Origin of the sequence: Sphingopyxis sp. BSNA05 (genome assembly GCF_013265645.1) — a bacterium.
In the GTDB taxonomy this organism is placed as follows: domain Bacteria; phylum Pseudomonadota; class Alphaproteobacteria; order Sphingomonadales; family Sphingomonadaceae; genus Parasphingorhabdus.
This window is the reverse complement of the sequence record NZ_PYIA01000157.1, coordinates 1-21,081: the sequence shown is the minus strand read 5'-3', so window position 1 is coordinate 21,081 and position 21,081 is coordinate 1. Positions and strand designations below refer to the sequence as shown.

22 protein-coding genes and 3 pseudogenes are annotated in these 21,081 nt (G+C 58.9%); 13 read left to right on the top strand and 12 right to left on the bottom strand.

The window, feature by feature from the left end:
• Positions 1–9 precede the first annotated feature (9 nt).
• On the top strand, positions 10–1,224 hold the full coding sequence (locus tag C8024_RS18670) for a glycosyl transferase (protein ID WP_100092529.1): 1,215 nt from the start codon (positions 10–12) through the stop codon (positions 1,222–1,224).
• Here the strand turns inward: C8024_RS18670 and C8024_RS20575 are convergent.
• Together C8024_RS20575 and C8024_RS20570 are read right to left on the bottom strand one after the other, a co-directional pair.
• A complete protein-coding gene (locus C8024_RS20575; protein WP_254306099.1) occupies positions 1,221–2,342 on the bottom strand; it encodes a hypothetical protein in 1,122 nt (373 codons plus the stop codon). The genes C8024_RS18670 and C8024_RS20575 overlap by 4 nt on opposite strands.
• Positions 2,339–2,998, bottom strand: coding sequence for an alpha-amylase family glycosyl hydrolase (locus C8024_RS20570; protein WP_217272317.1), 660 nt, complete (start codon positions 2,996–2,998; stop codon positions 2,339–2,341). The genes C8024_RS20575 and C8024_RS20570 overlap by 4 nt, the downstream gene beginning before the upstream one ends.
• Before the next feature lie 116 nt (positions 2,999–3,114).
• Between C8024_RS20570 and C8024_RS18660 the strand changes: the two genes are divergently transcribed.
• The gene (locus tag C8024_RS18660; protein WP_217272316.1) at positions 3,115–4,143 is read left to right on the top strand and encodes a glycerate kinase; all 1,029 of its coding nucleotides are present in this window, start codon (positions 3,115–3,117) and stop codon (positions 4,141–4,143) included.
• Positions 4,059–4,334 (top strand): MOFRL family protein, encoded by a 276-nt coding sequence (locus C8024_RS20565; RefSeq protein WP_217272315.1) that lies wholly within the window; start codon positions 4,059–4,061, stop codon positions 4,332–4,334. The genes C8024_RS18660 and C8024_RS20565 overlap by 85 nt, the downstream gene beginning before the upstream one ends.
• Here C8024_RS20565 and C8024_RS18655 read toward each other — a convergent pair.
• Positions 4,331–4,897, bottom strand: a complete 567-nt coding sequence (locus C8024_RS18655; RefSeq protein WP_173207966.1) for a TetR family transcriptional regulator — start codon at positions 4,895–4,897, stop codon at positions 4,331–4,333. The two genes, C8024_RS20565 and C8024_RS18655, sit on opposite strands and share 4 nt — an antisense overlap.
• A 451-nt stretch (positions 4,898–5,348) precedes the next feature.
• On the opposite strand from C8024_RS18655, the gene C8024_RS18650 reads away from it, so the two are divergent.
• Complete coding sequence (locus C8024_RS18650) at positions 5,349–5,756, top strand: nuclear transport factor 2 family protein (protein ID WP_100092524.1); 408 nt, start codon at positions 5,349–5,351, stop codon at positions 5,754–5,756.
• A gap of 102 nt (positions 5,757–5,858) precedes the next feature.
• Positions 5,859–6,335: a pyridoxamine 5'-phosphate oxidase family protein gene (locus tag C8024_RS18645; protein ID WP_217272314.1), complete on the top strand. Its 477-nt coding sequence runs from the start codon at positions 5,859–5,861 to the stop codon at positions 6,333–6,335.
• Positions 6,336–6,686: 351 nt separating this feature from the next.
• Here the strand turns inward: C8024_RS18645 and C8024_RS18640 are convergent, their stop codons facing one another.
• The 4 genes from C8024_RS18640 to C8024_RS18625 all read right to left on the bottom strand — a co-directional run bounded on the left by C8024_RS18640 (position 6,687) and on the right by C8024_RS18625 (position 8,827).
• On the bottom strand, positions 6,687–7,163 hold the full coding sequence (locus tag C8024_RS18640; protein ID WP_173207963.1) for a GreA/GreB family elongation factor: 477 nt from the start codon (positions 7,161–7,163) through the stop codon (positions 6,687–6,689).
• A 3-nt stretch (positions 7,164–7,166) separates the two neighbouring features.
• On the bottom strand, positions 7,167–7,376 hold the full coding sequence (locus tag C8024_RS18635) for a hypothetical protein (RefSeq protein ID WP_173207990.1): 210 nt from the start codon (positions 7,374–7,376) through the stop codon (positions 7,167–7,169).
• Positions 7,377–7,441: 65 nt separating this feature from the next.
• On the bottom strand, positions 7,442–8,008 hold the full coding sequence (locus C8024_RS18630) for a DUF1993 family protein (protein ID WP_173207960.1): 567 nt from the start codon (positions 8,006–8,008) through the stop codon (positions 7,442–7,444).
• 147 nt (positions 8,009–8,155) lie between these two features.
• Positions 8,156–8,827, bottom strand: a complete 672-nt coding sequence (locus C8024_RS18625; protein ID WP_254306095.1) for an HAD family phosphatase — start codon at positions 8,825–8,827, stop codon at positions 8,156–8,158.
• Positions 8,828–8,942: 115 nt separating this feature from the next.
• Between C8024_RS18625 and C8024_RS18620 the strand changes: the two are divergent.
• The 4 genes and pseudogenes from C8024_RS18620 (at position 8,943) to C8024_RS18605 (ending at position 12,484) form a co-directional block, all read left to right on the top strand.
• Positions 8,943–10,054 (top strand): annotated as a pseudogene (locus C8024_RS18620) (MlaE family lipid ABC transporter permease subunit).
• The gene (locus C8024_RS18615; protein ID WP_100095375.1) at positions 10,054–10,869 is read left to right on the top strand and encodes an ABC transporter ATP-binding protein; all 816 of its coding nucleotides are present in this window, start codon (positions 10,054–10,056) and stop codon (positions 10,867–10,869) included. The pseudogene C8024_RS18620 and the gene C8024_RS18615 overlap by 1 nt, the downstream one beginning before the upstream one ends.
• A gap of 65 nt (positions 10,870–10,934) precedes the next feature.
• Positions 10,935–11,880, top strand: a pseudogene (locus tag C8024_RS18610) (MlaD family protein).
• A gap of 13 nt (positions 11,881–11,893) precedes the next feature.
• Complete coding sequence (locus C8024_RS18605) at positions 11,894–12,484, top strand: ABC-type transport auxiliary lipoprotein family protein (RefSeq protein WP_173207957.1); 591 nt, start codon at positions 11,894–11,896, stop codon at positions 12,482–12,484.
• A gap of 17 nt (positions 12,485–12,501) precedes the next feature.
• Here the strand turns inward: C8024_RS18605 and C8024_RS18600 are convergent, their stop codons facing one another.
• Together C8024_RS18600 and lgt are read right to left on the bottom strand one after the other, a co-directional pair.
• Positions 12,502–13,581 carry a class I SAM-dependent methyltransferase gene (locus tag C8024_RS18600; protein ID WP_254306094.1) on the bottom strand — a complete coding sequence of 360 codons (1,080 nt, stop codon included), beginning with the start codon at positions 13,579–13,581 and terminating at the stop codon, positions 12,502–12,504.
• Positions 13,574–14,455, bottom strand: coding sequence for a prolipoprotein diacylglyceryl transferase (gene lgt, locus C8024_RS18595; protein WP_173207954.1), 882 nt, complete (start codon positions 14,453–14,455; stop codon positions 13,574–13,576). Before lgt ends, C8024_RS18600 begins: the two co-directional genes overlap by 8 nt.
• Before the next feature lie 79 nt (positions 14,456–14,534).
• On the opposite strand from lgt, the gene C8024_RS23870 reads away from it, so the two are divergent.
• The 3 genes and pseudogenes from C8024_RS23870 (at position 14,535) to C8024_RS18585 (ending at position 19,016) form a co-directional block, all read left to right on the top strand.
• A complete protein-coding gene (locus tag C8024_RS23870) occupies positions 14,535–15,224 on the top strand; it encodes an AMP-binding protein (protein ID WP_367947436.1) in 690 nt (229 codons plus the stop codon).
• Entirely contained in the window at positions 15,122–16,276 is a 1,155-nt protein-coding gene (locus C8024_RS18590; protein ID WP_367947435.1) for a class I adenylate-forming enzyme family protein, read from the top strand. The genes C8024_RS23870 and C8024_RS18590 overlap by 103 nt, the downstream gene beginning before the upstream one ends.
• Positions 16,239–19,016: pseudogene (locus tag C8024_RS18585) on the top strand ([protein-PII] uridylyltransferase). The gene C8024_RS18590 and the pseudogene C8024_RS18585 overlap by 38 nt, the downstream one beginning before the upstream one ends.
• On the opposite strand, the gene C8024_RS18580 reads toward C8024_RS18585, so the two are convergent.
• Positions 19,013–19,534 carry a DUF177 domain-containing protein gene (locus C8024_RS18580; protein ID WP_173207951.1) on the bottom strand — a complete coding sequence of 174 codons (522 nt, stop codon included), beginning with the start codon at positions 19,532–19,534 and terminating at the stop codon, positions 19,013–19,015. The pseudogene C8024_RS18585 and the gene C8024_RS18580 overlap by 4 nt on opposite strands.
• Positions 19,534–20,067, bottom strand: a complete 534-nt coding sequence (locus C8024_RS18575) for a ubiquinol-cytochrome C chaperone family protein (protein ID WP_173207948.1) — start codon at positions 20,065–20,067, stop codon at positions 19,534–19,536. Before C8024_RS18575 ends, C8024_RS18580 begins: the two co-directional genes overlap by 1 nt.
• Positions 20,068–20,214: 147 nt before the next feature.
• Here C8024_RS18575 and C8024_RS18570 point away from each other — a divergent pair, with 147 nt between their 5' ends.
• The gene (locus C8024_RS18570) at positions 20,215–20,706 is read left to right on the top strand and encodes an outer membrane protein assembly factor BamE (RefSeq protein ID WP_100092513.1); all 492 of its coding nucleotides are present in this window, start codon (positions 20,215–20,217) and stop codon (positions 20,704–20,706) included.
• 33 nt (positions 20,707–20,739) lie between these two features.
• Here the strand turns inward: C8024_RS18570 and C8024_RS18565 are convergent.
• Positions 20,740–21,081 (bottom strand): phosphate acyltransferase (locus C8024_RS18565; protein ID WP_254306093.1); only part of this gene is annotated, 342 nt, incomplete at its 5' end.

Sequence of the window (21,081 nt, the reverse complement as noted above, 5' to 3'; positions counted from 1 at the left end):
GGGACATATATGGCTGACTTTCATCAAAACGGTTCAATTTCCACGCTCCACAATCTGTCCGGTCGCTCGGTCGATTCGCTGGAGGCCGATTTGATGGGGTTTCGCAAGGCCAATCCCATGGCGCTGGTCCTGCCCAGCCTGTTTTCCGAACTGGAAGGTCCCGCGCTCGAAAATATCGTCGATGAACTGTGCAAGGTGCCCTATCTCGACGACATCATCATCGGACTGGATCGCGCCGACAAGGAACAGTTCGAATATGCGAAACAATATTTTTCGCGGCTGCCGCAACGCCATCATATCCTCTGGAACAGCGGCCCGCGGCTGACTGCGCTCGATGCGGAGCTGAAGGAATGTGGCCTGTCACCGGCGGAACCTGGCAAGGGCCGCAACGTATGGTTTTGCTTCGGCTATTTCCTGTCTGCCACCAACGCCCAGGTGGTCGGGCTGCACGATTGCGACATATTGACTTATGACCGCGAATTGCTCGCCCGCCTGATGTATCCGGTGGCGAACCCGACTTTCCCCTATGTCTTCTCCAAAGGCTATTATGCGCGGACGACCGAGGAAAAGTTCAACGGCCGTGTCGTGCGTCTGCTGATCGGGCCGTTGCTGGCGGCGCTCAAGAAAGTCTGCGAGCCCAATGATTATATCACCTATCTGAACAGCTTCCGCTACGCGCTTGCCGGAGAGTTTGCGATGGGACGACAAGTCGTCAAGAATATCCGAATCCCGTCCGATTGGGGTCTGGAGGTCGGGGTATTGTCCGAAGTCTGGCGCAACCAGTCGACCCAGTCGATCTGCCAGGTCGAGATAGCCGACAATTATGATCACAAGCACCAGTCGGTCTCGCATGACAATCCCGAAGGCGGTCTGTCGAAAATGAGCATCGACATCACCAAGTCGCTGTTCCGCAAGCTTGCCACCGACGGGCAGGTCTTTTCCGCAGGCACCTTCCGCACGCTGAAAGCGACCTATTTCCGGATCGCGCTGGATCGAATCGAGACTTTTTACAATGACGCGGTGATGAACGGCCTGACGCTCGACCGGCACGAGGAAGAAACGACGGTCGAACTGTTTGCGCAAAATATCATGACGGCGGGCGAAGTCTTTCTGGAATCGCCGAACGAGACGCCCTTCATGGCCAACTGGAACCGGATCAACAGCGCCATTCCGGATTTCACCGACCGGTTCAAGGAAGCGGTCCGGCTGGATAACGAAGACTAGCTCTGGGAAGACTCGTCCGGGTCGGGTGCGACGTTGCTGAACCAGACGGTCCGATAGGGCGACAGGCTGAAATCACCCTCGATGTCGGTGATGATATGGCCCGAGATCAGGTCCCACCATTGGTCACCGGCGATCAGATTGATGTCCGCCAGTGACAGCATCTTCTCTTCCTTCGTCACATTGGTAATGGCGAAGATGCTCTGTTTCCGCTCCCGGCTCTGCCGCCAGATGCCGAACAGGCCTTCGGGCAGCGCCAGGGTGAATTGCACCGCATTGGGGTGAAAGGCCTGCTGTTGCTTGCGGGTTTCGACCAGCGAGAGAAAACGGGTGAATACCTGCGCCTCGACGGCTTCCGGATCGGCCAGTTTTGCGGAGATGCTGTCATAGTCCAGCTGAGACCGGTTGATCGACCGGTTGTGGCCGGTCCGGTTGACATCCTCATAGCCGTTTGGCGTTGCCAGCAGGCTGTGGATGTAGATGGCGGGAATGCCCTCCAGCGCCAGCATGATCGCCATCGCCGCCATGAACCGCTCGATCTGATATTCGTCCGGCCCGTCCAGCGTTCCCTGCATCGCCTCGAAAAAGGAGATGTTCATCTCATAGGGTTTCTCGGTGCCACCCGGCCCGCGCCGCATCGACACCCGCCCGCCAAAGCCCTGGATCGCGGCCAACATCTGGTCGACCTCGCCTTGCGGCAGGGCGCCTTCGGTCGGACGCAGGCCGATCCCGTCATGGCTGGCGGTGAAATTGAGATAGGTACAACCGGTCAGCGCTGGCGGATTGCTCCGCGTCAGCCGCTTCAGATAGAGCGCGTTGCCAGTTAGCAGCGCATGGACCAGCAGCGGCGGCAGCGAGAAATTATAGATGACATGCGCTTCGTTCTGGTTGCCGAAATAGGTCAGATTCTCGTGATTGGGGATATTGGTTTCGGTGATGATGACCAGCGTCTCGGCATGATGGTCCATCAGCGTCCGGAGCAGACGGATGATCTCGTGGGTTTCGTCGAGATTGATCGAGGGCGTGCCGATTTTCTTCCACAGGAAGGCGACCGCGTCGAGCCGGAATATCCGCACACCATGGTCGATATAGGCGGCGATGATCTTGACAAATTCGATCAGCAGCTCGGGATTGGTAAAGTCGAAATCCAGTTGGTCGCTGCTGAACGTGCTCCAGACATGGCGGTCGCGGACGCGGTCCGGAACGGCGTCAGCAGCGGATGGGCGCGCGGGCGCACCACTTGCCCCAGATCGGCGGCGGGATCGGCGGTATAATAATAATCTTTGCCCGGTGCCTCGCCGGACAGGAATTGCTGGAACCAGGCGGATTTGCTCGATCCGTGATTGATCACCAGATCGCCCATCAGCCGATAGTCGCCGGCAATGGCTTCGATATCGGACCAGTCGCCCAGCTCCTCGTCGACCGCGAGATAGTCGATCACTCCGAAACCGTCGTCACAGCTATAGGGGAAGAAGGGCAGGATATGAACGGCGCCGATGGTCTGGCCGATATGCTCTTTCAGGAAGCGGTGCAGCGTCCGCAGCGGCCGCTCGCCGTCTGACCGGATGGTGCCACCATAGGTGATCATCGCGACATCGCTTTCGTCCCACAAATGTTTGCCGGCGATCTCCGAGCGCGGGATCATCTGGCTCTTGTCGGGCCAGAACAGATCGACGATGCGCTCCGCCAGCGCCTCGCAATCCTGGTCAGGATAAAGCGCGCCCAGATGAGCCGTCAGCCGTTGCAGAAGATGGTCGATAGTGGCGCGATCATTCATGGCTGTTCTGTCACTCCGAAAATCTTCTTGACCCCGGCGAAACAATCGGGCCCTTATTGTGCAGTGCATCAAACAACAAATCCCGATTCAATAAAAGCTTTTTAGAGGATCTCTATTTGCAGGCGCTGCAACCCGCGCTGCCCGCCAACGCCATGCGCGATGTCCAATGGCCCCGGGTGACGGGCCGGACCTATCTGCTTTCCATTGGCAAGGCGGCCACGCAAATGGCTGCTGCTGTTCTGGATCGCCTTCCGGAGGATGCCAACGGCCTGATCGTGACGCGCCAAGGCTATGTCCAGCCGGGATTCGCGCCGGATACTCTTCAGATCATCGAGGCGTCGCATCCGGTCCCTGATTCCCTCGGCGCCGAAGCCGCGCAAAGCGCCCTGCAGGCAGCGGACGCGCTCGGCGCAGATGATCTCTTGCTGGTGCTGATGTCCGGCGGGGCAAGCGCATTGCTCCCCGCGCCGGCCGACGGGATATCGCTGGCCGAAAAACAGGCCGTGACGCGCGCCCTGCTGCGCAGCGGCGCGCCGATTGGCGAAATGAATAAGGTCCGCAAGCATCTCTCGGCGATCAAGGGCGGGCGGCTGGCCGCGAAAGCCTGGCCGGCGGCAACCCATATGATCGCCATTTCCGATATTCCGGGCGACGATATCGCGATGATCGGATCGGGTCCGACGGTTGCGGACAGCTCGACCTGCGCCGACACGCTGGCCATTGCCGCGAAATATGACATCGAGTTGCCGCCCACGATCAAGGCGCACCTTCTGTCAGGCGCGCTCGAAACCCCAAAAGCGGATGATCCGAAAATGCAACGCGCGACTGCCGAACTCTGCGCCCGGCCGGCGGATATGTGCGCAGCGGCGGTCGAAGCCGTCCGGTCCATGGGCTATGAACCGGTCATGCTCGGCGACGCGCTGGAGGGAGACGCACTGGAACTCGGGACGGACCATGCTGCGCGGTCGCTGGCCGCCAAGGCCAGCGGTCGCAGAGTTGCGCTGATATCGGGCGGCGAGGCGACCGTGACCTTGCGCAACCGCAATGGTCGTGGTGGCCGGTGCACGGCCTATCTGCTGGCCTGTGCCTGGCGCTGGACGGGGAAGCGGATATCTGCGGATTTGCCGCCGACAGCGACGGCATAGACGGATCAGAAGACAATGCCGGCGCCTTTCTTTGGCCGGGCGTTCTGGACAAGATGGGCGGGGCAGGAAAGGCACGCGAGCTGCTCGAACAGGACAATAGCTATATTGCCTTCGAACAGGCCGATGCTCTGCTGATGACCGGTGCGTCCGGCACCAATGTGAACGATTTGCGGGTGCTGCTGATCGGCTAGCGAGCGAGCGCAGCATCGATGACGGAAGCGGCGGCCGCCTTGGCATCGGCAATGACCTGCTTGTGATCATGCAAATGGGCGAGCACGATCGCGCCTTCCTTGATCACCAGCAATTGTCTCGCAAGGCTCTCGGGATCCCTGGCAACGGTTTCCCGGGCTATGCCGGTGAAATAGAGCGACAGGAGTCGTTTATGTTCCGCGGCGGTCGCGTGGATCGGGTGGCTGCTGTCCTGATATTCCGATGATGCCTTGATGAACATGCAACTGCGAAAATCCGGCTCCTCGAACCATTCGCCCAGCGCATCAAATATTGCCAGCAGCCGGTCTTCGCCATCGGTCGCCAGGGCTTCAACCCGTCGCCTGAGCCAGTTGCGAAACTGCTCGTCGCGCAAGCGCAAGGTGGCGAGGATCAATTCCTCCTTGGTCCGGAAATGCTTGTAGATCGCGGTCTTGGAGACGCCGGTTTCCTTGGCCAGCCGATCCATGCCGATCGCGTGGAAGCCACCTTTGTAAAAGGAGGCGAGCGCTTTTTGTACCAGTTCGTCGCGTTTGGAAGCGCTCACAGATAATTCTCCATTACCATTACTGATCGGTAAATAGCGATTCGACCGAAAATTTGCAATGACCTTCCGAACATCGTTCAGAAAACAGAAATTTTATGACCTGATTCCAATGGGATCGGAAATCTCGGACGCGATCTTCCTGATTAACATTGACAGATCGGTACAGGTTCCATATCTGGACATTAACCGATCAGTACATGTTTGGGAAGCAAGGCCTGGTGAGTCGCAAGGAAAGGAAATGCCAAATGTCGTTCCGGAAGATCGATCTTACTGGCCTCACTTGGGACGTCACCTTCGGCCAATCAGGGAAGCGTTCCTATTTTCCGCGGCCCGATTTCCTGCCTGTTCAAACCGCGACGTCCTCCCCCCGGACTGATCCCCGCGCGGTTTCCTGCGGGGCGTTCACCCCCGGCGCCCCGCAGGTCTCTCTCTCCTCGATTTGGAAGATGATATGACCGAAATTCTTGTCCCGCCCTTCACCGAAGCGACCGCCCGCGCCAAGGTACAAGCTGCCGAAGATGCCTGGAACAGTCGCGACCCCGAACGCGTCGCGCTCGCCTACACAGCGGATAGCGAGTGGCGCAATCGCGACCGTTTCCTGACCGGGCGCGATGAAATCAAGGCCCTGCTCACCGCCAAATGGCAAAAGGAGCGCGACTATAAGCTGCGGAAGCAATTATGGGCCTTTGCCGGCAATCGCATCGCGGTCCGCTTCGAATATGAATGGCGTGACCAGGAGGACCAATGGTGGCGCAGCTATGGCAACGAAAACTGGGAATTCGCACCCGACGGGCTGATGCAGAAACGTTTCGCCAGCATCAACGATGTACCGATCAGCGAAAAAGAACGCCGTCTTTAGCCGCAAGGAGAAATATCATGGCCCGTGCCTTTGCCGAAATCGCATTCACCCCCTCCGTGCGATCGATCCAGGAAAACAGGGTCGGCCGACAGCTATGGTAGATTGCTGCAGCCGGAGGTTAGGGGCGGCGACCGGCTGACCGCCCGTGAAGCGGAGTTTATCGCTGGGCGGGACGGTTTCTACCAGGCCACCGTGTCCGAAACCGGCTGGCCCTATGTCCAGTTTCGCGGCGGGCCGCGCGGCTTTCTGAAAATATTGGGCGAGACACAGATTGCCTATGCCGATTTTCGCGGCAACCGCCAATATGTCAGCGTCGGCAATCTCTCGGTTGATGACCGGGTGTCACTGATACTCATGGACTATCCCAATCGCCGTCGGCTCAAGATTTGGGGCCATGCAACAACCGTCGATGCTGCGGAGGCACCGGCCATGGTGGGGGCATTGCAGGACGAAGATTATCAGGCGCTGTCCGAACGCGCGGTGATCATCACGATTGCCGCCTTTGACTGGAACTGTCCGCAACATATTCCGCAACGATATAGTCTGGATGAGCTGGAGCAGCTGAAAATACTGGATTGACTGGCGGCCGCCAGGTGGGCGCCATAATGGGCATATGTTGCATGCCATCGCCGTTAATTGCCTTTCCTACACCCGGCTCGATCGCTTATCCTCGCGACCGGTCCTTCGCCAGGCCAGGGACAGGCTCTTTGACATCCACTATGGCATGGAGGGAAATACTCCGCCCCCTGGCCGCAAACGCGCCGGATTACGCACCCCGTCGAAAGGTCACACTAGACGCCGGGGCAAAGGCCAAAATGGCGCAGAAATCTGCGCTTTTGCAACAAAAGTCACGGAAAAGAAAAGCAGTCTTTTCTGTCAGTTTTCTTTTGATCGACTGTCGCGATATTTTTGCGCGGAACGGCCAACCCGTCAGTCTTGTGGCTGCGCGACGACCTCGATCGACAGCACTTCAATCGCGTCCTCCCGGCCAGCAAAATCGCCGAGATCGCCGGGTTGGAGTCCCATCAATGCCCGGCTGACCGGCGCGGAAAAGGATACCAGCGCATGGGCCGGATCGGCTTCGTCATCGCCGACGATCGAAAGGGTCTTCTGCCGACCGTTGAGAAGGAAGGTCACTCTGGTTCCAAATTCGACCTTTTCGCCGTTCGGTACCGGCGGCAGCTCTGCCGTCGACTGCCGGGTGTTCCAGTAGCGCAGGTCGCGTTTGGCGATCTTGAGCGCGGTCTCGTCGGTCAGTGCGGCAACCTCTGCCTGTAACGCAGCAACCCGGTCCTTGATCTGTTGCAGGCCCCGCGCTGTGACCAGATTGGGGCCGACGGGAATCGGATGCTCGAACTTGGGTTCGAGATGCTCGTCATCACCTTCTCTGCGGAAAGCAACGCTCATCGATCAGCTCTTGGCTGTCTTGGGGGTGACCCAGATCGATACCGGCGCGACAAATTTGCCGTGCGCCGGCGTGCCGACATCGATGCGCTCGGCGGTGACCAGTTCACCGCTCTCGAGGCTGAAGGAGGCCCAGGGCTTGGGCATGCGGCCAAAGGTCATTTTCTGGATCGGCTGACCGGTGCTGCTGTTCATGATGGTTGCGATAATAGCCATGCCGCGCCGCTTGCGATGGATGGACCGGACTGTCAACCGTCCGGTATTGCATGGCAACGGGACCATCAGCTGTTCGGTATCGTATCAGCCCGAATATAGGGAAACATGTGCGGAATATAATCAGCTTTGCCGAGTTCGACCTTCTCGCTGCGCAATATTGCATAAGCGGTCATCAGGTGGAAATAGAACTGGCCGAGCGCCCAGTCACGGGCATATTGTTCTGCGGTGAGATCAAGCACCATGCCGTTTGGAAGTTCGTGCGCGATGGGTTCGTCCGGGTCTTTATCCAGCGCGTTGGGGCTCAGCTTCTCCAGCAATGCAATGGTTTCCTCGATCCGCGCTATTGCTTCCGCCATCGAACCGGGCTGTTCTCCCGCATCGCGTCCTTCATCCACAAGTTCGCCGATGGACGCGGGGAAGGGTTTTCCTTGCAGCCGGAACACGGCTTCCTGCGCTTGCACGCAGGCAAAGCGAATCTGGGTGGAAAGGGGGAACATATCGGGGGCGAGGCGCGCCGTTAGCAAGGCTTCCGAACCAGTATCGGGAAACTGTAACTGCGCCTTGTCCAGCCAGCCCGCGAGCGCTTTGAGCATTTGTGTATAGGTCGGTACGAGCAGCTGCGTGAATGACATGTCTTTCCTTCTCCGGCATGGAATTTACAGCGGGGCAATCCGGTCTATTTGATTCATCGCAGGTAGGCTGTCCACAGAAATCAGATTGCCGGAATTTGCGGAACAAGTCGCCGGCCCTTGGTTCCCGGGTTCCCTGTCGCTCTCGGATCAGCGCCAGTCGACGATTTTCCAGCCGCGCTGCTTGGCCAGGTGGCGCAATCTGGGGGTCGGGGTGGTCGCAATCGCCTCGTCCGCCCATTCCAGCATCGCCTGGTCGCTGACATGGTCGGAATAGGCGCGGACATGGGTGTCGGCGCGCTGCCAGCCCTGCTGGGCGAATAATGTTTCGATCCGGTCGATCTTGGCATCGTCGTAGCAATTCTCGCCAATGATCTCAGGCAGCACGCGCCCGTCGCCGTCGACCACCAGCTGCGTGCCGATCAGATGATCGAAGCCCAGCCGGCGGGCAATGGCTTCGGCATAAAGCTCATAGGATGCGGTCACCAGTACCAGTGTCCGTCCGTTGGCGCGATCGGCCTCCACCTGCTCGATCGCCTTCCGGTGGCGATTCGAGCGCAATACCCGGTCGGCAAACCGTTCGATAAGCGGCTGCAGTGCTGCAAGTTCCGGCGAACTGCCGAGCAGCATCCGCTGGTTGAATGTCTTCAATCGTCCGCGGCTGATCAGCTTGAGCCCATAAGCGATAAAGCCGAAAGGCAGGAGCGGCAGAAAGATCAGGCGCCATGGCGACCGGGCGAAAACCATGTAAAACAGGAAAGGCGTATAGGTCCCGCGCACGGTGATCGTGCGATCCATGTCGTAAAGCGATATTTTCTGCATGCCGTCCCGATAATCCCGTTCGCGCCGTCCATAGCAGCCCGCTGGAAAATGCACCAAATATTTGAGCCGTTTAATCTCTTGAGCTTTGGTGCAATTTCGGTCACCTATGGATGCGATGTCGATACCCAGCGATTTTGTCGAAGAGACAGCCGAAGATGGTGCGGTTACCCTGCATTTTTCCGGTGACCTGTCGATCGCCAGCATCGATGATCTACCCGAACGGCTCAGACAATATGAAGGCGAAGCGCAGCGGCTGGATATTTCCGCCACCGGCTATGTCGATACCGTTGGCGCATGGCTGATCCACCGCACAGCGCGTGACTGGCAAGCCGAGATTGTTGGCGCGAATGACGATGCGCAGCGGTTGATTGCCGCGGTCGCTTCGGCCGATCAGCCGACCGAGATCCGGCCGGAACCGGCCAATCCGGTCATTCGGGTGCTGGGCGAAATTGGCGAGGCAACGGCTACCGCCTTTACCACGATGACCGGTCTGATCGGCTTTTTCGGCGCGATCATGATCGGCTTTCTGGGTCTCGTAAGACATCCCGGCAGAATAAGATGGAATGCGGTCATCCAGCGTTTCGACGTGGTCGGCGTCCGCTCGCTCGGGATTATCGGGCTGATGAGCTTTCTTATCGGTCTGGTGATCGCGCAACAGGGCGCGGTGCAATTGCGGCAATTTGGCGCCGAAGTATTTACCGTCAATCTCGTCGGCCGACTGACCTTGCGCGAGCTGGGCGTGCTGATGACCGCGATCATGGTTGCGGGCCGGTCGGGTTCCGCTTTTGCCGCCCAGATCGGCACGATGAAGCTGACCGAGGAAATCGACGCGATGCGCACGATCGGAGTATCACCGATCGAGGCGCTGGTGCTGCCGCGCTTTATCGCTGCGGTTGTCATGCTGCCGCTGCTCGGCTTTTACGCATCGATCGTGGCGATCATCGGCGGCGGCCTGCTCAGCTGGGTCGAACTGGACATCCCGCCGGCAACCTTCTTCGCCCGCATTCGTGAAGTCGTCCCGCTGACCGACGTTTATGTCGGGCTGGTCAAGGCACCGGTGTTCGGCGCGATTATCGCGGTGACCGGCTGCTATCAGGGGATGCAGGTCAAGGGCAATGCCGAGGATGTCGGCAAACGCACCACCGCTGCTGTGGTGCAGGCAATTTTCTCGTGATCGTGCTCGACGCCTTTTTCGCGGTCTTCTTTACCTGGATCGGATGGGACTGATGCTCGATTCACAAACCATCACCTATGATCCCGATTATGAAGGGCCGATTGTCAGTGTCCACGGCTTGCGCAATGCCTTTGGCGAGCAAGTGGTCCACGACAATCTCGATCTCGATGTGCAACGCGGCGAAATTATCGGTGTGGTCGGCGGGTCCGGCACCGGAAAATCGGTTCTGATGCGCTCGATCATCGGTCTGCAGACCCCGCAAGAGGGCGAGATCAAGGTCTTTGGCGAACCGATATTGGGGAAATCCGACGCCGAAACGATCGAGATCCGCAAGCGCTGGGGCGTGTTGTTTCAGGGCGGCGCGCTATTTTCGACGCTGACCGTAGCTGAAAATGTGATGGTGCCGATCCGCGAATTCTATCCGGATATGGACCGCGATTTCCGGCGCGAGGTGGCCAAATACAAGGTCTGCCTGTCCGGCCTGTCGCCTGACGCCGCCCCGAAATATCCGTCCGAACTGTCCGGCGGCATGCGCAAGCGGGCCGGCATAGCGCGCGCTTTGGCTCTTGACCCGGAACTGCTGTTCCTCGACGAGCCGACCGCCGGTCTGGATCCGATCGGCGCAGCCGCATTCGACAAGCTGACCAAGGAATTGCAGCAGACGCTGGGTCTGACGGTCTTTCTGATCACTCATGATCTCGATACGCTGCACGCCATTTGCGACCGGGTCGCGGTGCTCGCCGACCAGCAGGTCATTGCGGTCGGAACGATCGACGAACTGCTCGCGCTCGATCATCCGTGGATCCAGGAATATTTCAACGGACCGCGCGGCCGGATGGCCTCCGCCGGAAAGAAGATGCTGGGATGAGAATGATGAAGCGGATCAGAGAATTGTTGCAGGTGACGGCACGGCTCGTCATAGAGGTGAAATAGATGGAAACGCGCTCCAACCATATACTTGTCGGTGTTGTCACTTTGGCGATGCTGGCCCTTGTGGCCGCCTTTCTCGTATGGATCGTCCGCTTCGGCGACGGCACGACAAAACAATATGACATCTTCTTTGCCCAGTCTGTCGGCGGGCTGGCTTCGGGCACCGGAGTCACCTTTGCGGGCGTGCCTTCGGGACAGGTTCTGAAGGTCGAGCTGTGGAAGAAGGACCCCAATTTTGTTCGTGTCCGTATCGCCGTCAGCGAAGATACGCCGATACTGGAAGGCACCACTGCCACGATCCAGAGCGTCAGCTTTACCGCACCGCCCAATATTCAGCTCGATGGCGCCAAAAAGGAGCGCCACCGATCACCGATCTTGGGCCCGAAGGGGTACCGGTGATTCCGACCAAGCCAGGCGCGCTTGGCGAATTGCTCAACAGCGCGCCTTTGGTGGTGGAGCGACTGGCGACGCTGACAGACCGGCTGACGCTGCTGCTATCGGATGAAAACCAGAAATCGATCACCGGTATATTGGCCAATACCGACAAGCTCACAGGCAGTCTGGCAAAACAGGCGCCGGGTCTGGAAGCGCTGATGGAAGAATCGCGGATCGCCATCCGCAACGCCGGGCAGACGGCGGAGAAGCTGGGGCTGGTCGCCGACAACACCAATGCTTTTCTGACCAATAACGGCGAGCCGGTAGCGAAAAACCTCGCTACCACACTGGATTCCGCCTCCAAAAGCCTTCTCGCTCTGGAAGGCGTGCTGAAAATGCGCAGCCCGGTGCGGAGCGGTTCTCGAAGAAGACATTGCCGGAAATCGATCAGCTGGTCGAGGATATGCAGGCGCTGACCAAATCTATGACCAAGGTAACCGAGCGGCTGGATCAGGGCGGGGCCGGGTCCTTGCTCTCGGCTCCCGCGCTGCCGGACTATGAGCCAGGAAAATGAAAGGGCTGATATGATGAGCAAAATCTGGAAAGCCGTCAGTCTGCTGGCCGCAACTTCAGCGCTGGGCGCTTGTGTCAGCTTTGGCGGGGCGGAGCCTCCACCGTCGCTGCTGACCATATCCCCCGACCAGAAATTGTCGGCCGGCGCGGTGCAAAGCGGACCGCAAACCGGTTCACTGGTGGTGGCGCTGCCGGCTTCTCCGCAAAAGCTCAACACTATCCGCGTGCCGGTGCAGACCAGCGGGACGGGTATCGCCTATCTGAAAGACGCCGTGTGGGTCGACAAGCCGGCGCGCCTCTTTCAGGATCTGCTCAGCGAAACCATTGCTGCCAACAACAACCGGCTGGTGCTCACCGCCACCGAGGCGGGTGGTAACGCGCAAACCTATATTACCGGCGAACTGGTCGATTTCGGCCTCGATGGCCCCAGTCTGACCGTTACAGTCACCTATGATGCGGTGAAAATGGTCGTGGACAAACCGGTCGAGAAAAAGCGGTTTCAGGCCAGTGAAAAGGTCTATGCCGCCGAGCCCAATCCGGTCGGGGAGGGCTTGAACCGGGCCGCCAACCGGGTGGCGTCGGAAGTAGCCGAGTGGGTGGGCTAGCAGCCTAGAAAGCCCCGTTATTCCTCGCCGTAGCTGAATCCCTCTGGTTCGGGCCAGTCGATCGCGGTCGCTGCCATTACCCGAAACAGGCGGCCCATCTCGTCGACATGGGTCAGCCGTTGAAGGGCGGCAAGAACAGTGTCCGTCTCTTTCGGAGAAGCGGCTATCAAAGCCTCGGCGCGCTGGTCTATTCCCAGCGATTTCAGCCACTGGCCCTGTTCGGCGGGACCGTGAATCTTCAGCATCCGCGTACGGGCAATATTGGCCAATGTATGAAAATCGACATGCGCGGTCAGATCGGAGCTTCCCGGACTGTCGAACGGGCTGACCGGCATATGGTCCTTCACCGCCTGAAGGGTGCTGCCCGTCCCCGGCTTGGCATAGCCATAATCAATGATCAGCATGGTACCGCCCTGTTTCGCAATCCGGCTGGCGATATGGCCCATCACCTCCACGCTGACCGGAGAGCGCTCGAGGATCGTGTCTTCCGGAAAGCCGCTCATGCTGCTGCCCACCCGCTCCTCGGCAACCTCCTCGCTCGGAACCGCGACAAATTTGCTGCGATCCCTCGCGACCATTTGCCGTCTCCATCCGGCCGATGTCGCAATAAATTGCTCGATCGGCAGGGCGTCGAAAAATTCATTCGCCACCATCAGCAGCGGCCCGTCCTCGGGCAGGCTGGACATATCATCATGCCATATGGCGTCCGGGTGCAATTGCGCCTGTTTGGCCTTCAGGACCGGACTGGTCTCGACAAAATGGACCGATGGATTGCAGCCAAATTTGCGCATGGAGCGCAACGCGTCCTTGGCCAATGTACCGCGTCCGGGACCCAGTTCGACATAATGACAATGATCCGGCGACCCCTGGCGAAGCCACAGATCGGCCAGCCAGATGCCGATAATTTCGCCGAACATCTGGCTGATTTCTGGCGCGGTAACGAAGTCCCCCTCTTCACCGAACGGGTCTTTACTGGCGTAATAATGATCGTTGGCGATGGCCATATAGTCGCCGAGCGGGATCGGGCCTTCCCGGTCGATCCTGTCCGCGATTATATGCGCTGCGCTGGGGAAGTCCGCCTTTAGGCCGTCAGGCAACGCTCTTGTCTCCAGCCACCGGTTCAACCCGCTTACGCCGCCCCTTCGCGGTGAACACCAGCCACGCACCGAGCAATATCATAGGCACTGTCAGCCATTGGCCCATGCTGAATCCCGATTGCTCGACCAGCCAGGTCAGTTGGGCATCCGGCTCGCGGAAAAATTCGACAGTGAACCGGCTGAAGCCGTAAACCAGCAAACCGGTGCCGACCAGCTTACCTGGCTGATAGCGGGCATCTGTCTTCCAGAAGAGCAGCGAAAGAATGATGAAATAGAGAATGCCTTCCAGCCCTGCCTCATAAAGTTGGCTGGGATGGCGGGCGATATCGCCGCCCATCGGGAAAACGATTGCCCAGGGAACATCGGTTGCCCGGCCCCAAAGCTCGCCATTGACGAAATTGGCGAGCCGTCCGAAGAACAGGCCGAAGGGGATGACGCAGGCGATATAGTCGCACATACGCAGAAAATCGAGCTTCTCCCGCCGCGCGGTCCACCACAAGGCGAGCACAACACCGATTGTACCGCCGTGCAGCGACATGCCGCCGTTCCAGACCTGCAATATCCGGATCGGTTCGAGCAGGATTTCCGGAGCGTAGAAAAACACATAGCCGAGCCGACCGCCGACGATGATGCCGAGTGTCGCCCAGAAGATCATGTCATCGGCATGGCGACGGGCCATGGGCGAGCCCGGCTGATCGACCAATTTGGTGAGATACCAGTAACCGATCAATATGCCCGCGAGATAGGCCAGCGAATACCATTTCAGCTGGAAGTCGACACCAATCAGTTTTTCAAGATCCAGAGCATTTGGAGATAGGCCAAGATCCGTAAACTGCGTAAACTGTGCCGCATTGGCCAATATAATATCAATCAACTCTTTTCCCCGCGTGGTTTCCTGTCCATATAAAGGGAAATTCCCCTTTACCAAGAGGGAACAACGGGAGACTTGAATAATGGCGACCTCTGAACTGGATCTGGTAATCGACAAAACGCTGGAAGCGCTGACCCAGCCTAGTCAGTTACTGGAACTGGACACGATCAACAAATACGGCGTCGATATGCCGATCTTCAAGAATGCGCCGCAGAATGTTTCGGATTATTTCGCCTATTTCTGCAACGAACATGCGGACAAGGAATTTCTGGTCGACGGTGATATTCGGCTGACCTTTGGCGAAACCTACAAGGCCGCGCGCGTTCTCGCCGGTGGACTGGTCGAGGGCTATGGCGTGCAGAAGGGCGACCGGATCGGTATCGCCGCGCGCAACTCGGCCAACTGGGTCGTTCTGGACATGGCCATCACTATGGCAGGCGGCGTCTCGACCAAGCTGAATGGCTGGTGGCAGGGCGATGAACTGGCCGACGGAATCGAGGATGTCGGCTGTTCCTATGTTTTCGCCGATTACCAGAGAGCGCAGCGTCTGGTGGATTCCAAGCGTGATCACGGCGCGGAGCTGCTGATTTTCGAACATGACAAAATGCCGCTCGAAGGCCTGAAAATCATGTTGGAAAAGGGGGTGGCGCAGAAACACCGCTGCCGCAGATGGCGCCGGAAGACAATGCGACCATATTGTTCACCTCCGGATCGACCGGTCGCTCGAAGGGCGCTTATGCCGAGCATCGCTCGGTGGTGCAGGGCGCGATGAGTTTCGTGGGTACCGTGCTGGTGCTGGTTCATATCATGGAGAAACAGGGCAAGATGCCCGAAGGGCAGCCGACCGCGATGGTCTGCGTGCCCTTGTTCCATGTCACCGCGTCGGTACCGCTGGTGCTCGTCAGCTATGCAATCGGTCGCAAACTGGTGTTCCTCAACAAATGGGATGCCGAAGAAGCCATGCGTCTGATCGAAAAAGAGCGGGTCACCTATTTTGTCGGCGTGCCGCTGATGAGCATGGAAATCTATTCGCATCCCCATTTCGACAAATATGACCTGAGCAGCTGTGTGACCATGGCCGCCGGTGGCGCGCCGCGTCCGGTGGAACATGTCAAACGGATCAAGGAGAAGATGGGCGATGGCTATCCGGTGATCGGCTATGGCCTGACCGAAACCAATGGTGTCGGCTGTTCCAACCAGAATGAAAATTATCTCGCCAAGCCCGACAGCACCGGCCGGGCAACGCCGCCAATCGTCGATGTCGCGATCCTCGACGATGACGGCAACAAGATGCCGCAGGGTGAGCGCGGCGAAGTGTGCATCCGGACCGCTGCCAATTTCACCGGCTACTGGAACAATGAAGAGGCAACCAAGGACGCGTTCACCGATGACGGCTATTTCCGCACCGGCGATATCGGCTATCTCGATCCCGAGGGCTATCTGTTCATTGTCGATCGCAAGAAGGAAATTATCATCCGCGGCGGCGAGAATATCAGCTGTCAGGAAGTCGAAGCGGCGGTCTATGCCAATCCGGCGGTGGCCGAAGCCTGTATCTTCGGGGTTCCCGACGAACGGTTCGGCGAAGTGCCGGCCCTGGTCTATCACACCAAGGACGGCCACAGCCTGACCGACCAAGAGCTGATGGAATTTCTCAAGCACCAGCTCGCGCCCTTCAAGCTGCCGGTCCATATCTGGCAATATGAAGAGCCCTTGCCGAAACTGGGCACCGCGAAAATCGCGAAAATCGTGCTGGCGAAAAACATCGCGATGAACTGGCCGGCACCGGATGAACGCTCGCGCCGATATCCCGACCGCACCGGCTGACCCGGGTACACGGATCGCCCGGCAGCGGGATATTATCAACCGCCGGGTGCTGACCGAGAAAATCGACAGCCTGATCAGCGAGCATCGCATGCCTGCCGCGCGGGCACATATCTTGCCGCTGCTGCAAGCCGCGCTCGATGATGGCCGGGCGGAAATCAGCGCGCGCCTGTTGAAACGCCTTCGGCGGGGCACGAAATGGCGGCGGCGCAGTCGTTTCTGGTCGACCAGCTGGTCCGCCTGATCCACGATATCGCGGTCTATCATCAATATCCGGTAAGCAATCCATCGTCGGGGGAGCGCATTGCGGTGATGGCGGTGGGCGGCTACGGGCGCGGTGAAATGGCACCGCATAGCGATGTCGACATCGCTTTCCTGACCCCGCACAAGACCAACAGCTGGACCGAGCAGGCGGTGGAAGCCATGCTCTACTGGCTATGGGATCTCGGCTTCAAGGTTGGGCAGAGCAGCCGTTCGATCGACGAAATGGTGCGCATGGCCAAGGAGGATCTGTCGATCCGGACCGCCTTGCTGGAAGGCCGTTATATCTGGGGGGATACCGGCGTATACGAAGACGCGAAGCATCGTTTTTTCGCAGATGTTGTGGCCGGTACCGACAGTGCGTTCGTGGCCGAGAAGCTTGCCGAGCGCGATGCCCGGCACGTGAAGATGGGCGATAGCCGCTATGTTGTCGAACCCAATGTCAAGGAAGGCAAGGGCGCGTTGCGCGACCTGCAAACGCTTTACTGGATAGGCAAATATATCCACCGGGTGACATCCGCGGAACAGCTGGTCGATGTCGGCCTGCTAACTGCGGATGAGTTCAAGCGCTTTCGCAAGGCGGCCAACTTTCTCTGGGCGGTGCGCTGCCACATGCATGACATCACCGGTCGGGCGGAAGACCGTTTGACTTTTGACCTGCAACCCGAAGTGGCGCGGCGAATGCGTTTCGCTGACCGGCCCGGCAAGTCGTCGGTCGAACGGTTCATGCAATATTATTTCCTGAACGCGAAGGTCGTCGGCAATCTGACGGGTGTTTTCCTCGCGCATCTTGACGAAACCCACAATGCCGGAGTGCGTCGATTCCTCCCGTCGCTGACCCGCAAGCCGAAGAAGCTCAAGGGATTCGTGCTGGATCGTGGACGGCTGGCCCTGCCGCACGACGAATTTTTGAAGAAGACCCGGTCCGGTTGCTGGAAATATTCTGGCTCGCCGACAAGCACGAACTGGAGGTTCACCCTCTGGCGATGCGTGCGGCACGTCGGGATGCCAAGCTGATCGACAACAAGATTCGCAAGGATGCGCGAGCCAACAAACTGTTTCTCGATGTGCTCTGTTCTCCGCGCGACCCCGAACTGGTGCTGCGCTGGATGAACGAAGCGGCGATTTTCGGCCGCTTCATTCCCGATTTCGGCCGTGTCGTGGCGCAGATGCAGTTCGATATGTATCATCATTATACGGTCGACGAGCACACCATCCGGGCAATCGGCCTGCTCGCGAAGATCGGGCGGGGTGACCTGGCGGCCGATCATCCCAACAGCACCGCAACGATGAAGAAATTGCAGAACCGGCGCGTGATCTTTGTCGCCACCCTGCTGCACGACATTGCCAAGGGCCGCGGTGGCGATCACAGCGTCTTGGGCGCGGAAGTGGCGATGAAGCTCTGTCCGCGGCTCGGCCTGCGGCCGCATGAAACCGAATTGGTGGCGTGGCTGGTCCGCAACCATCTGCTGATGTCGGCAGTGGCCTTCAAGCGGGATCTGTCGGATTTCAAGACCATCCAGGATTTTGCCAGCCAGGTGAAAAGCGTCGAGCGCCTCCGCCAGCTTCTGGTCCTGACCGTCGTCGATATTCGCGCGGTCGGGCCCGGCGTCTGGAACAGCTGGAAACGGCAGTTGCTCACCGATCTGTTCGAAGCCGCGCAGGAAATGTTGCTGCTCGGCCACAAGCAACGCGGCCGCAAGGAACGGATCGAGGAGAAAAAGGCGGTTCTGTCGGAGGCGCTGGAATTGCCGGAAGCCGAATTCAAGAAACTGGCAAAGCGCTTTACCGATGCTTACTGGATCGCCGAGCCGGATGATATCATTGCCCAGAATGCCCAGCTGGTCCTCGATGCCGGGGATACGGATCTCGCAATTTTGCCGATGTATATCCCGAACGCGGTGCGACGTTGATTACTGTCTACGCGGCGGACCATCCGGGACTATTTTACCGGATTGCCGGGGGTATTCATGTTTCGGGCGGTAACATCATCGACGCGCGCATCCATACCACCCGTGACGGCATGGCGCTGGACAATTTTCTGGTTCAGGATCCGCACGGAAAGCCCTTCTCCGAGGAGGACCAGCTGCTGCGGATCAAGCAGGCGGTCGAAGATGCGCTGGCCAACCGGACCAAACTTTCCACGAAGCTTGACGCCCGGCCACTGGCACATTCGCGGGCCGGTGCGTTTGCCATTACGCCCTTTGCTCTGGTCGACAATGACGCATCCAACCGGTTCACCGTGATCGAGGTCAACGCACAGGACCGTCCGGCCCTGCTCAACGAACTTGCCTACGCGCTGTTTGAGTCGAAAGTGACGGTACACAGCGCGCATATCGCGACTTATGGCGAGCGTGCGGTGGATACTTTCTATATCACCGACCTGCTCGGCAGCAAGATCACCAGCAAGCAGCGACTGAACGGATTGCAGAAACGCCTAACCAACGCGGCGGCCCGCAAGGACGAAAAGGAAGCCGCCTAGGGCAGCTTGTCCTTCAGCGCTGCCAGCGCGCCAAAGGGCCCGGCTTCTTCTTCCGATTTGAGCACTTCCTGTGCCACCGCATCGGCATTGGGACCACGCGGAAAGGAATCAAGCGCCAGATAGAGCGTCTGGGCGATGGCTTCGCCAAGATCCAGCTGGCCGTTTTCATATTCGATGATGTCGCAATCTTCTTCGGTCAGTTCGATCTCCTCGTCCGCCCCCTCGATTTCCAGCTGCGGGACAAAGGCAATGTCGAAATCCTCGCGGAGCCGAACCTGAAAGCTTTCCCCCGTGATCGAGCATCGTTGTTGCAGATCGGATTCGATCCGTCCGGTAAACCCGATGCGATTTTCGCCGGGCATCAAACTGTAGCGGGCATCCAGCGTGGAAATTTTCCGCAGGTCAAATCTTTCTGCCAGTCTGGCACGCTCTTCCTCGTTTGCGGACAGTTCGCCCGTGCGCGGGGCGGCTCCGATTTCCGACAATCTGACGATATGGGAAAATTCCGGCTTGTCCATTACGCAGCCGCTCCGCTGGCCGGCAAATGGCCGGCGACAATGGCATCGCTGCTGCAATCGCCCAGCGCGGCATGATAAGCAGCCAGGCGGCTGGCGAGCAAATCGAGCGCCGCGTCATCCGGTTTCGCACCGCGGAAAATATTGCGCACGATGGCGTCTTTCAGGTCCGCGCCTTTTTCCAGGGCATCGCGATAAGCACCAACCCGGCCGCCAAGCGCGCCCATCATCCGGCCGACATGCTTGCCGACCACCATGTCGCCGATGCCGATCTGCCGCAACTGGCCCTCCATGTCGCTGATGAAAATCTCGGTTAGCCAGGCGATATCCTGCCCCCGTTCCTCGTCTTTCTCCAGCCGGATCAACACCAGCGAGAATATCGCCGCAATCATGTCGAACCGCCCGTCGATCGTATCGGGTACCTGTGCCTCTTCATACCAGGCCAGTTGTCGTCCCTCGCCAACAATTGCGTTGTATAATGGCTGCATCCCGGCATTGGGATTGTCTCGGGAAAATATCTTGCTGAAAAAGGACATTGCTGGTTCCGCTGGTTGGATCGCATGTTTATGAACGATCGGGCCGGTTGTTAAGTCTGGATACAGGGCATATTGATATTTATCGCCCGAGATGCAATGGGCGATGACGAGTCAGGTACCGATACGGTGCTGGGCGGATAGTGGAGAATGAGTGCAATGGTCGGCAATATCAAGAAATACAGTCTGTGGCTCGGCCTGGTGGCCGGCACGATGACGGTCGCCGGGTGCACGCAGGTGCGCGGGCATCAGGGATATATTGCCGATCAGATGCTGATGTCCACGATCCAGGCCGGCGTTGACAACCGGCAGTCGGTCGAGGCTTCGCTAGGGCGTCCGACCTTCACCGGCCAGTTTGACGACAATACCTGGTATTATCTGTCCCGCGATACCCGCCAATATGGCTTTAACAATCCGCGGCCCCGCGAACAGCAGGTGATGCGCGTGATTTTCGATGCCGATGGCAATGTAACCGCGGTCGATCGCACCGGCCTGGAACTGGTCGCGAGCATCAGCCCGGATGGTGACAAGACGCCGACCCTGGGGCGCGAGCGTTCCTTCTTCGAGGAACTGTTCGGCAATATCGGCGCAGTTGGCGCGCCCGGCGCGCAAGGCGCGAGCAACGATCCTACGATGCCCTGACCACTCCGCTGGTGAAGGCCCCGGCAGTCGCCGCTATTTGGCGATGCCGCTGGCGGCCAGCACCGCGAGTGTGACCAGTTCCGACGCCGTGGATGCCATGGTGGCGATCTGGACCGATTTTTCGAGACCGACCAGCATCGGACCGATGACCGAATCGCCACCCAGTTCGCGCAGCAATTTTGCCGAAAGATTGGCCGATTGCAGTCCGGGCATGACCAGCACATTGGCTGGCTGTGACAGGCGGCTGAACGGATAGTTGCCCATCAGCTTCGGGTTGAGGGCGACATCCGGCGCCATTTCGCCTTCATATTCGAAGGTGACGCGCCGCTGATCGAGCAGCGCCACGGCTTCGCGCAGATTCTCCAGCCAGCGGCC